Genomic DNA, 11447 nt, shown 5'->3' on the forward strand with positions numbered 1-11447 from the left:
CGGCGGTGGCGGCGGCGGATTCCCCGGAATTCCGGGCTTTGGCGGCGGTCACGGCGGCTTCGGCGGCGGCCACGGCGGATTCGGGCGCCACTAGCCCGACGCGGCGACCAGCTGTCACCTCCCGTTTGCCTCCCGCTCAGCGGGGTGATGCAGTTAGCTCATGGCGGCGACGTACACCGGTCATATGCGATGCACCGTGTTCGGCACCGGTTACCTGGGTGCAACCCACGCCGTCGGCATGGCGGAGCTGGGACACGAGGTCGTCGGCGTCGACGTCGACGCGGGGAAGGTCGCCAAGCTCTCCGGCGGTGACATCCCGTTCTACGAGCCCGGCCTGCGCAAGCTGCTGACCAAGAACCTGGCGGCGGGGCGGCTGCGGTTCACCACCGACTACGACGTGGCGGCCGAGTTCGCCGACGTGCACTTCCTCGGGGTCGGGACACCGCAGAAGAAGGGCGAGTACGGCGCCGACCTGCGCCACGTGTACGCGGTCGTCGACGCGCTGGTGCCGCGGCTGACCCGATCGTCGGTCCTGGTGGGCAAATCGACCGTGCCGGTGGGAACCGCGGCCGAACTCAACCGCCGGGCGGCCGACCTGGCGCCTCGCGGCGTCGACGTCGAGATCGCCTGGAACCCCGAGTTCCTGCGCGAGGGCTACGCGGTGCAGGACACCCTGCATCCGGACCGCATCGTGCTTGGGGTGCACCAGGATTCGACGCGCGCCGAAACGGTGGTCCGCGAACTCTACGGCCCGCTGTTGGCCGAGGGAGTGCCGTTCCTGGTGACCGACCTGCAGACCGCGGAGCTGGTCAAGGTGTCCGCCAATGCCTTCCTGGCCACCAAGATCTCGTTCATCAACGCCATCTCCGAGGTGTGCGAGGCCGCCGGTGCCGACGTCAGCATGCTGGCCGACGCGCTCGGCTACGACCCTCGGATCGGTCGCCAATTCCTCAACGCCGGTTTGGGTTTCGGCGGCGGCTGCCTGCCCAAGGACATCCGTGCCTTCATGGCCCGCGCCGGCGAGCTGGGGGCCGACCAGGCGCTGACGTTCCTGCGCGAGGTCGACAGCATCAACATGCGCCGCCGCACGCGGATGGTGGAGCTGGCCAGCGCCGCCTGCGGCGGCTCGCTGCTGGGCGCCAACATCGCCGTGCTCGGCGCGGCGTTCAAGCCCGAATCCGACGACGTGCGCGACTCGCCCGCGCTCAACGTCGCCGGCCAACTGCAGCTCAACGGCGCCGCGGTCAACGTCTACGACCCGAAGGCGCTGGACAACGCGCAGCGGCTGTTCCCGACGCTGAACTACGCGGTCTCGGTCGAGGAGGCCTGCGAGCGCGCCGACGCCGTGCTCGTCCTGACCGAGTGGCGCCAGTTCATCGACCTCGACCCCGCCGACCTGGCCGACCGCGTGCGGGCCCGCGTGATCGTCGACGGCCGTAACTGCCTCGATGCCGCCCGCTGGACCGAGGCGGGCTGGCGGGTGTTTCGGCTGGGCGCGCCGCGGCCCTAGCTGATCGCTGAGCCCTACCGTTCGTCGGTGCGACGTTCGGTCTCGGCCATCTCACGCCGGATGCTCGCCTGCTCGCGCTCAGCCGTGGCTCGCGTGCGATCTTCCTCGTCTTCGGCGCGCTGCAGCCGCTCGCGTTCCCGTTCGCGCGCGGTTCCCTCCCGTTCGTCCGCCTGCGCCTCGCGCTGATTAGCCAGCTGTTCGCGGTGGTTCGCGATTTGGTCCCGCTCGTCGGCGATGCGGTCCCGCTCGTCGGCGAACCACTCGCGCTGGGCGAGCTGCGCCTCGCGGTGCGCGACTGCGTGCTCGCGCCTTTCCAGTTCGTCCGGTTGCTCGTCGCCGTCGTTGGGCTCAGCCGCCACGGTGCTGCCCTTCGGCTCGCTGTGTCGCCTGCTGACGTCCCTGCTCGGCCTGCTGCCGTGCGAATTGGCGTTCGCTGGCGGCCTGCTCCCGTTCGACTTTGGCCTGCTCGCGCAGCGCCGCCTCGTGTTGCCGCTGCCCCTGCTCTGCCGCCCGCTGCTTGCCCGCCGCGGTGTGATTCGCCGCGCGTTCACGTTCGTCCGCGATCCGTTCGCGCTCGTCGGCCAGCGCCTCCCGTTCGTCCGCGATCCGTTCGCGCTCGTCGGCCAGCGCTTCCCGGCGATTGGCGAGGATGGAGCGCGACTCGAGGTAGCGGACCCAGCGCTCCACGCCCTCGGTCAGCCGCTCCCGCCGGGTTGCCACCAGTTCACGCTCGTGCGCGAGGTGTTCGCGCTCGCGCGCGATGCCTTCCCGTTCCTCGGCGATCCGTTCGCGCTCTAACGCGACGTTCTCCCGCTCCTCTGCGGTGCGGATGGCGGGCATGCCCATGGTCGTCTCCAGCGGTCCGTGGTCGTTTGATCACAGCACATCGCCGCAGCCCGCCAACAGGGGCGAAGTCCCCTGGCCAAGGAGTCCTTGGTCGCACGCGCCGGCGAGTAGCGTGACCCGGGTGGACTACGCCGGCGCATTCATCGAAGAGAACCGCGCGTTTTCGGAGCTGTTCCGTGATGTCGACCAGTCCAGGCCGGTGCCGACGTGCCCGGGGTGGAGCCTGAGCCAGCTGCTGCGCCACGTCGGGCGCGGTGACCGCTGGGCGGCGCAGATCGTGCGCGAGCGGCTCGAGGAGTTTCTCGACCCGCGGTCCGTCGAGGGTGGCAAGCCGCCGCCCGATCCGGCCGACGCGATCTCCTGGTTGCGCGGCGGCGCGCAGCGGCTGATCGACGCCGTCGAGCTCACGGGGGTGGAAACCCCGGTGTGGACGTTCCTCGGGCCGCGGCCGGCCAACTGGTGGATCCGCCGCCGCCTGCACGAGGTGGCCGTGCACCGGGCCGACGCGGCGATCGCGCTGGGAGCCGACTACACGCTGGCCCCCGACGTGGCCGCGGACGGGATCACCGAATGGCTCGAGCGGGTCGCGATCCAGGCCGGCAGCGACGGGGCGCCGCTCCCGCTCGAGGGCGACAACGCCCTGCACCTGCACGCCACCGACCCCGGGCTCGGCGAAGCCGGGGAGTGGACGATCGCCGTGGACGACGGCCGCATCACCTGGTCGCACGAGCACGGCAAGGGCACTGCGGCGCTCAAGGGCGGTGCGGCCGAGCTGCTGCTGGCCATCCTGCGCCGGGTGCCGCTGGCGGACACGGGCATCGCGCTGTTCGGCGACGAGGGGGTGTGGCAGAACTGGCTGGACCGCACCCCGCTCTAGTCCCGCCGCTGGGGCGCACACGGTAACTTGCACACCATGACCACTTCGGAGATCGCCACCGTCCTGGCATGGCACGACGCGCTCAACGCCGCCGACTTGGAAACCCTGGTCGCGTTGTCCAGCGACGACATCGAGATCGGCGACGCCCACGGCGCCGCCCAGGGCCACGAGGCGCTGCGCAGGTGGGCCGCCTCCCGCCACGGGACGGCCGAAGTCGGCCGGATGTACGTGCACGACGGTGTCGTGGTCGTCGAACAGAAGGTCAGCGCCCCGGACAATCCCGGGGCCGTGACAACCGCGGCGTCGGCGTTCCGGGTGGTCCACGACCGCGTCACGTCCGTGTTCCGGCACGAGGACCTGGCGTCGGCGCTGGCCGCCACCGAACTCACCGAATCCGACCTCGTCAATTGAGCTTGGAATAGGGGAACCACCATGCGCGGGATCATCCTGGCCGGCGGCTCGGGCACTCGCCTGCACCCGATCACCGTCGGCATCAGCAAGCAGTTGCTGCCGGTGTACGACAAGCCGATGGTCTACTACCCGCTGTCCACGCTGATGATGGCCGGGATCCGCGACATCCTGGTGATCACCACCCCGCACGACGCGGCGGGCTTCCGCCGGTTGCTGGGCGACGGCTCGCAATTCGGCATCGACATCAGCTATGTCACACAGGAACGGCCCGACGGCCTGGCACAGGCCTTCGTGCTGGGCGCCGAGCACATCGGCAACGACTCGGTGGCGTTGGTGCTGGGGGACAACATCTTTTACGGGCCCGGGCTGGGCACCAGCCTGAGCCGCTTCCAAACCATCAGCGGGGGAGCGGTTTTCGCCTACTGGGTGGCCAACCCCTCGGCGTACGGCGTCGTCGAGTTCAGCGACGACGGCACGGCGCTGTCGCTGGAGGAGAAACCCAAGACACCGAAGTCCAATTACGCGGTGCCGGGGCTGTACTTCTACGACAACGACGTGATCGAGATCGCCAAGGGGCTGAAGAAATCGGCGCGCGGCGAGTACGAGATCACCGAGGTCAACCAGATCTATCTCAACCGGGGCCGGCTCTCGGTCGAGGTGATGGCCCGCGGGACCGCCTGGCTGGACACCGGCACGTTCGACTCCCTGCTGGACGCCAGCGACTTCGTGCGCACGCTGGAACGACGGCAAGGCCTCAAGATCAGCGTCCCCGAGGAAGTGGCCTGGCAGCAGGGCTGGATCACCGATGAGGAGCTGGCCGAGCGCGCGCACACCATGCTCAAGTCCGGGTACGGCGGCTATCTGCTGGAGCTGTTGGAGCGGAGCCGATTTCACTAGGCCGCGCGAGCGCCGCGGCGATCGCCGTCGTCAGTGGCACCGACAGCGCCAGCGCGACGCCGCCCACCGCCGACCGGGCGATCTCGATGGCCACGCTCTCGCTGGTCAGCACGTCGGTCAGGGAGCGGTTGGCGACACTGAACAACAGCAGTAGCGGCAGCGAACTGCCGGCGTAGGCCAGGACCAGCGTGTACACCGTGCTGGCGATGTGGTCGCGACCGACTCGGATGGCGCCCAAAAAGATCGCGCGACGCGACCCGCCGAGGTGGGCGAGCTCGAACACCGTCGAGGCCTGGGTCACCGTCACGTCGTTGAGCACACCGAGCGAGCCGATGATGAAGCCGGCGAGCAGCAGGCCGCTGATCGACACGTTGCCCAGATACGCGCTCACGGTCGCGTTCTGGTCGTCGGACAGGCCGGTCAGATGCGCCAGTTGTATTGCCGCCCAGGACAACCCGGCGGCCAGCAGCAGCGCCGTCAGCGTGCCCAGCAGTGCCGCGCTGGTCCGCAGGCTCACGCCGTGGGCCAGATAGATGACCGCGTAGAGGATCGCCGCCGAGGCCACCAGGGCCGCCGGGACCGCGGGCGCGCCGTCGCGCAGGGCCGGCAGCAGAAACTCCACCAGGACCGCGAACGCCACCACGATGCCGACCAGCGCGAGCAGCCCGCGCCAGCGGGCCACCGCGACGATCACCACCGCGAACGCGACGGCCAGCGCGACCAGCGACCACCCGCGTTCGAAGTCGTAGAACGCGTAGCTGGTGGCGCCCTGGTCGTCGACCTGGCGGACCAGCCGAAGGTGGTCGCCCACCGCGAACTTGGGCTGGCCGGGCCCGGGGGAGGACTCCAGCAGCGTGTTGGCGCCGGCGTTGGGGCCGGAGTCGATGGCCACCTGGGTGAGCACGCAGCGGCCCGCGCCGGGCGGCGCCGGCTGGGGCGCGGTGGTGAGCACCTGACCGACCGACGGGCTGCCACAGTCGCCGAGACCGCTGGACAGCACGTGCCCGGCCTGCGTGCTCACCGCGCCGCCCGCCGCGTTCTGGAAGGGCATGGGGATGTCGACGTGCTCCCGGCTGGGCCACAGCGCGACGGCGCCGGCCAGCACCGCCAGGCCTATGGCGACCAGCAGCCCGACGACGATCCTGGCGGGCAGCGCGTCAACCGGGGCCGGGCCGGACAGGCTGTGGGAGTGGGTGTGCGAGTGCGTCACCCGGTCCACCGTAGAGGCGCCGGCTGCGAAGATGCTTACTGGCGATAGCTGACCAGGAAGTTGCCCAGCCGCTCGATCGCCGCGGCCAGGTCGCGGGCCCACGGCAGGGTCACGATGCGCAGGTGATCCGGTGCCGGCCAATTGAATCCGGTGCCCTGGGTGACCAGGATCTTCTCCTGCAGCAGCAGGTCGAGGACGAGCTGTTCGTCGTCGGTGATGTCGTAGACCTCGGGGTCGAGCCGGGGGAAGGCGTACAGCGCGCCCTCCGGCTTCACGCAGGACACCCCGGGAATCTCGTTGAGTTTCTGCCACGCCACGTCACGCTGCTCGAGCAGCCGGCCGCCGGGCAGCACCAGGTCCTCGATGCTCTGGTGACCGCCGAGGGCCACCTGGATCCCGTGCTGTGCGGGCACGTTGGGACACAGCCGCATGTTGGCCAGCAGGCTGATGCCCTCGATGAAGCTTTCGGCGTGATCCTTGGGGCCGGTGATCGCCAGCCAGCCCGCGCGGTAGCCCGCCACCCGGTAGGCCTTGGACAGCCCGTTGAAGGTGAGGCACAACATGTCCGGCGCCAGCGTGGCCACGTTGATGTGCTTGGCGTCGTCGTAGAGGATCTTGTCGTAGATCTCGTCGGCGAGCAGCAGCAGTTCGTGCTTGCGCGCGAGTTCCACCATCTGGGTGAGGATGCCGCGGCTGTAGACGGCGCCGGTCGGGTTGTTGGGGTTGATGATCACCAGCGCCTTGGTGCGCTCCGTGATCTTGGACTCCAGGTCGGCGATGTCGGGCTGCCAGCCCTGGGTCTCGTCGCACAGGTAGTGCACGGGCGTGCCGCCGGCCAAGGACGTCGACGCCGTCCACAGCGGGTAGTCGGGCGACGGGATCAGCACCTCGTCGCCGTTGTCGAGCAGGGCCTGCAGGGTCATCGTGATCAGCTCGGAGCACCCGTTGCCCAGGTAGACGTCGTCGACGTCGAACCGGGGGAAGCCCTCGACCAGCTCGTAGCGGGTGACCACGGCGCGGCGGGCGGGCAGGATGCCCTGCGAGTCGGAGTATCCCTGGGCGTACGGCAGCGCCTGGATCATGTCGCGCATGATCACGTCGGGCGCCTCGAAGCCGAACGGCGCCGGGTTGCCGATGTTGAGCTTGAGGATGCGGTGCCCTTCGGCCTCCAGCCGCGCGGCGTGCTGGTGCACCGGGCCGCGGATCTCGTACAGGACGTCCCGGAGTTTGGACGACTGCGCGAAGACACGCTGCCGGTGGTGGCCGGAAGCGTGCAGGGGCAGCTGGTGCGTAGTCACGTCACCAATGGTGCCACTACTGTCCACTGAATTTTGCCGTCAAGCGAAGAAATCCCAGGTCAGCGCTTGCCCGGTGGCCGGGCACCGCGCGCGATACCGAGCCCCTTGACCGGCGGTCCAGCCGCGCCGTCGCCGTCGTCCTGCTTGGCCGGCTCCGCTTTCGGCGTGGCCCCGGGCTCCGCTTCCGCGGCGGGCTCCGCCTCAGCCTTGGGGGCCTCGGCTTTGGGTGCCTCTGCCGCCGGCGCGGCCTTCTTGGCGCCGGGCCTCTTGGCGCCGGCGGCGATGCCCAGCCCCTTGACCGGCGCCGCAGCCGGCTTGGCTTCTTCGGTCTTGGCTTCGGCCTCCGGTGCGGCCTCGGCCTTGGGGGCCTCCGTCTTGGCCTCGGCCGCCGGCGCGGCCTTCTTGGCGCCGGGACGCTTGGCGCCGGCCGCGATGCCCAGCCCCTTGGCCGGGGCGGCAGGCGCCGCGGCAGACTCCGGGGCCGCCTCCGTCTTGGCCTCGGCCTGGGCCGGTGCGGCCTTCTTGGCACCGGGCCTCTTGGCCCCGCCCGCGATGCCGAGGCCCTTCACGGGCGCGGCGGGCGCGGCGGCTTCGGCGGGCGCGGCGGCCTCGGCCTTCGGGGCGGCCTCGGCGGGAGCCTCCTCGGTCTCCTTGGCCGGCGCCTCGACGGTCGCGGTGGCCTTGGGCGCCTGAGCCGCCCGCTTCTCGGCTTCCTTTGCGGCCGTGCCCTTTTCCGGCAGCGTCGCCTTGTCGTACTCGAGGGAGCCGAGCAGCACCTGCGCGACGTCGAGCACCTCGACGCCGGTGCGGCCGGCCTCTTCCTGCCGGTCGTTGACGCCGTCGGTGACCATCACGCGGCAGAACGGGCAGCCGGTGGCGATCGTGGACGCCCCGGTGGCCAGGGCCTCGTCGACGCGTTCGTGGTTGATCCGCTTGCCGATGTGCTCTTCCATCCACATCCGCGCGCCGCCGGCGCCGCAGCAGAAGCTGCGTTCGGCGTGGCGCGGCATCTCGGTGAGCGTCGCCCCCGCGGCCCCGATCAGCTCGCGCGGCGCCTCGTAGACCTTGTTGTGCCGGCCCAGGTAGCACGGGTCGTGGTAGGTGATGTCCTGCGACACCGGCGTCACCGGCACCAGCTTGTTGTCCCGGATCAGCCGGTTGAGCAGCTGGGTGTGGTGCAACACCGAGTAGTTCGCGCCCAGCTGCCGGTATTCGCGGCCCAGCGTGTTGAAGCAGTGCGGGCAGGTGACGACGATCTTGCGGTCGACGGTCTCGACGCCCTCGAACACCCCGTCCAGGGTCTCGACGGCCTGGGCGGCCAGCTGCTGGAACAGGAACTCATTGCCCGAGCGGCGCGCGGAGTCGCCGTTGCAGGTTTCGCCGGTACCCAACACCAGGTACTTCACGCCGGCGATGGACAGCAGCTCGGCGACGGCCTTGGTGGTCTTCTTCGCCTTGTCGTCGTAGGCGCCCGCGCAGCCCACCCAGAACAGGTACTCGAAGCCGTCGAAGCTGTCGACGTCCTCGCCGTACACCGGGACGTCGAAGTCGACCTCGTCGATCCAGTTGGTGCGGTCGGCGGCGTTCTGGCCCCACGGGTTGGCCTTGGTCTCCAGGTTTTTGAACAGCACCGACAGCTCGGACGGGAACTCCGACTCCATCATCACCTGGTAGCGGCGCATGTCGACGATGTGGTCGACGTGCTCGATGTCCACCGGGCACTGCTCCACGCAGGCACCGCAGGTCACGCAGGACCACAGCACGTCGGGGTCGATGACGCCGCCCTGCTCGGCGGTGCCGACCAGCGGGCGGGCGGCCTGCTCAGGCCCGTGCCCGGGCACCCGGCCGAACCCGGACTCCGGCACATGGTGGCCCTCTTCGTGGACCGTTTCGAGGTCGAGGCCCTCGAGCGGCTCCGCGTGCTTGTCACCGAGGATGTACGGCGCCTTGGCCATCCAGTGGTCGCGCAGGTCCATGATGACGAGCTTGGGCGAGAGCGGCTTGCCGGTGTTCCACGCCGGGCACTGCGACTGGCAACGCCCGCACTCGGTGCAGGTGGCGAAGTCCAGCATCGCCTTCCAGCTGAAGTCTTCGATCTTGCCGCGGCCGAATTCGGCGTCGTCGGGCGGGTTTTCGAAGTCGATCGGCTTGCCGTCGTGTTCCAGCGGCAGCAGCGGCCCGAGCCCGTTGGGCAGCCGCTTGAAGATGACGTTGATGGGCGCGGTGAAGATGTGCAGGTGCTTGGAGTGCAGCACGATGATCAGGAACGCCAGCATGACCGCGATGTGCAGCAGCAGGGCCGTCGTCTCGATGATCTCGTTGGCGGGCTGGCCCAGCGGACGCAGGATGGCGCCGAACAGCTGGGAGAGGAAGGCGCCCTTGCCGTAGGGCAGCGTGCCGTTGTTGACCGCGGACCCGCGCACCAGGACGTAGGTCCAGATGACGTTGAAGATCATGAACAGCACCAGCCAGGCGCCGCCGGTGTGCGAACCGTAGAACCGCGACGAGCGGCCGTACTCCTTGGGTTCGGTGCGCAGCCGGATGATGGCGAACGTCGTGATGCCCAGGAAGACGGCGGTGGCGAAGAAGTCCTGCAGGAAGCCCAGCGCATCCCAGCGCCCGATGATCGGGATGTGGAAGTTGTTCTGGAACAACAGCCCGTACGCCTCGATGTAGACCGTCAGCAGGATGAAGAAGCCCCACATCGTGAAGAAGTGCGCGAGGCCGGGAAGCGACCACTTGAGCAGCCGGCGCTGCCCGAAGACCTCGGAGACCTCGGCCCAGATTCGCTTGCCGGGTTCGTCGGTGTGCCCCGGGGCGGGGTTGCCGGACGTAACCAACTTGAACAGCCACAGGACGCGGCGGCCGGCGAGTGCGGCCACAAGCAGCGTCATGCCCATGCCCACGACCAGTCTGATGAGCATCTGCGTCGTCACCGAAGGTCTCCCCAATGCATTGTTGATTCAGCCTGCGTTTTGTTTGCCTGCTTAGCCCTGCTCATAGTTGCATCTCCGCAGCTTCCGCCGCGAGAAAGGCTGCCCTAACTTCGGGGGTGTCGGCGTCTCGGCCTGCTTCGTTGAACACCGCCGCCGGGCTGTGAGGTTCGTCGCGTGACCGGCGCCACCGCGTCAGGGCCGGGGTTGGGGCAAAAAGGGCGGCAGCAGCGGTCGCAGGCGCGTCGTGGCGGGGGGCGCGGACGTGGTGGGCGCCTGCGACGTCGTGGGCGGCGCCTGCGACGTCGTGGGCGGCGGGGTAGTCGTCGTCGTCGGCGGCGCCGTCGTCGTGGTGGTGGTCGGCGGCTCGGTCGTGGTGGTGGTGGTGGTCGGCGCCTCGGTCGTGGTGGTGGCGGGCGGCGGCTCGGACGACGACGACGGCGGGGGCGGCGGCGGAGGGACCACCGTCTCGGTGGTGCTGCCGTTCGGCTCGGTGATGGTCACGGTTTGCGACGTTTGCGGGGGAGCCGGCGTGGGGTTGGCCGGACGGGGCTTGGGGTTGCCGAGGGTGACGGCCAACAGGATGGCCACCAGCACCGCCGCAGCGGCGCCCGCGACGCTGAGCACCAGAGCCGTGCGTTTGTACCACGGCAGTCCGCCCTCCGGGACGGCTTGGCGGTCGCCGGGACCGGCATCGAAATCCCTTGCCTGGTCGGTGTACTCGCCGGTGGCGTCGCGCCCGGTGTAGGGCACCGGCTCGTCGGCGCCGTCGGCGTCCTGGGACCAGGCCAGGGCGCCGTCCACGTCCGTGGCCCGGGCGGCCCACGCGGCCTGGGTCATGTCGATTCCGGCGGTGCCGACCATCTCGGTCGGCGTTTCCACGACGGCTCCCGCCGCCGTGGCGGCACCCGCCGACGACTGCTGCTCGCCGAGCGCCGCCGCGCCGACGGCCGCGCTGGCCGCGGGCTGCGGTGCGGAGTGCACGGGCACCTGAAAACGCTGCGACAGCCGCGCGGCGATCAGGGGGATGCCGGCGCCGCCGCCGGCGCTCGCCACGGCGGCCAGCCGGGCGTTCGGAATTCCGTTGCGGCGCAACGTCTCCTCGACAACGTTCAGGAATCGGTCCAGCGGTTCGGAGATCAGCCGCTCCAGCTCGGCGCGTGAGAGCTGCACGCCCCCGACGGACGCCGACGCGGCGGTCGACAGCTGTTCCTTGGCGCGCCGGCATTCACCGAGCAGGCGGGTCTGCGAACCGACGCGCATGGTGCTGGCCAGGTCGGCCATGGTGTCATCGGAGGCCTGCAGGCCACTCAGGACGAGCTGATCGATCGCGTCGCCCGAGAAATCCGCGTATCGCACCGTCGGGCCGACACGCGCGAAGTTGGATCCGGCGTCCATCAGGGTGACGCTGGTGCCGCTGGCGCCGAAATCGCACAGCGCGACGACGCCCGCGCCGGGGAAACCC

At 70.1% G+C, this 11447-nt stretch carries 10 protein-coding genes; 4 read left to right on the forward strand and 6 right to left on the reverse strand.

Translation table 11 applies throughout. The features are described from left to right. The first annotated feature begins 184 nt into the window (after nt 1–184). A complete protein-coding gene (locus A5692_RS02775) occupies nt 185–1510 on the forward strand; it encodes a UDP-glucose/GDP-mannose dehydrogenase family protein (RefSeq protein ID WP_068051800.1) in 1326 nt (441 codons plus the stop codon). A gap of 14 nt (nt 1511–1524) precedes the next feature. Here A5692_RS02775 and A5692_RS02780 read toward each other — a convergent pair whose 3' ends face one another. Both A5692_RS02780 and A5692_RS02785 read right to left on the reverse strand, forming a co-directional pair. Further along, nucleotides 1525–1869 carry a hypothetical protein gene (locus A5692_RS02780; RefSeq protein WP_068051773.1) on the reverse strand — a complete coding sequence of 115 codons (345 nt, stop codon included), beginning with the start codon at nt 1867–1869 and terminating at the stop codon, nt 1525–1527. Beyond that, entirely contained in the window at nt 1859–2356 is a 498-nt protein-coding gene (locus A5692_RS02785; RefSeq protein WP_068051777.1) for a hypothetical protein, read from the reverse strand. The genes A5692_RS02780 and A5692_RS02785 overlap by 11 nt, the downstream gene beginning before the upstream one ends. A gap of 121 nt (nt 2357–2477) precedes the next feature. On the opposite strand from A5692_RS02785, the gene A5692_RS02790 reads away from it, so the two are divergent. The 3 genes from A5692_RS02790 to rfbA are packed head-to-tail and all read left to right on the forward strand — an operon-like array spanning nt 2478 to nt 4541. Beyond that, the gene (locus A5692_RS02790) at nt 2478–3233 is read left to right on the forward strand and encodes a maleylpyruvate isomerase family mycothiol-dependent enzyme (protein ID WP_068051782.1); all 756 of its coding nucleotides are present in this window, start codon (nt 2478–2480) and stop codon (nt 3231–3233) included. Between the two features lie 36 nt (nt 3234–3269). Continuing rightward, entirely contained in the window at nt 3270–3644 is a 375-nt protein-coding gene (locus A5692_RS02795; protein ID WP_068051785.1) for a nuclear transport factor 2 family protein, read from the forward strand. 21 nt (nt 3645–3665) lie between these two features. After that, complete coding sequence (rfbA, locus tag A5692_RS02800; RefSeq protein ID WP_068051788.1) at nt 3666–4541, forward strand: glucose-1-phosphate thymidylyltransferase RfbA; 876 nt, start codon at nt 3666–3668, stop codon at nt 4539–4541. Here rfbA and A5692_RS02805 read toward each other — a convergent pair. From A5692_RS02805 to A5692_RS02820, 4 genes are all read right to left on the reverse strand, one after another. Next, nucleotides 4483–5760 (reverse strand): YibE/F family protein, encoded by a 1278-nt coding sequence (locus tag A5692_RS02805; RefSeq protein WP_068051791.1) that lies wholly within the window; start codon nt 5758–5760, stop codon nt 4483–4485. The two genes, rfbA and A5692_RS02805, sit on opposite strands and share 59 nt — an antisense overlap. A gap of 26 nt (nt 5761–5786) precedes the next feature. Next, nucleotides 5787–7076, reverse strand: coding sequence for a pyridoxal phosphate-dependent aminotransferase (locus A5692_RS02810; RefSeq protein WP_068051792.1), 1290 nt, complete (start codon nt 7074–7076; stop codon nt 5787–5789). A 32-nt stretch (nt 7077–7108) separates the two neighbouring features. After that, nucleotides 7109–9985: a (Fe-S)-binding protein gene (locus A5692_RS02815; RefSeq protein ID WP_068051795.1), complete on the reverse strand. Its 2877-nt coding sequence runs from the start codon at nt 9983–9985 to the stop codon at nt 7109–7111. 192 nt (nt 9986–10177) lie between these two features. Further along, on the reverse strand, nt 10178–11447 hold a 1270-nt coding region (locus A5692_RS02820; protein ID WP_068051798.1), incomplete at its 5' end, for an Hsp70 family protein.

This window comes from Mycobacterium sp. E342, from assembly GCF_001667665.1.
Taxonomy (GTDB): Bacteria; Actinomycetota; Actinomycetes; order Mycobacteriales; family Mycobacteriaceae; genus Mycobacterium.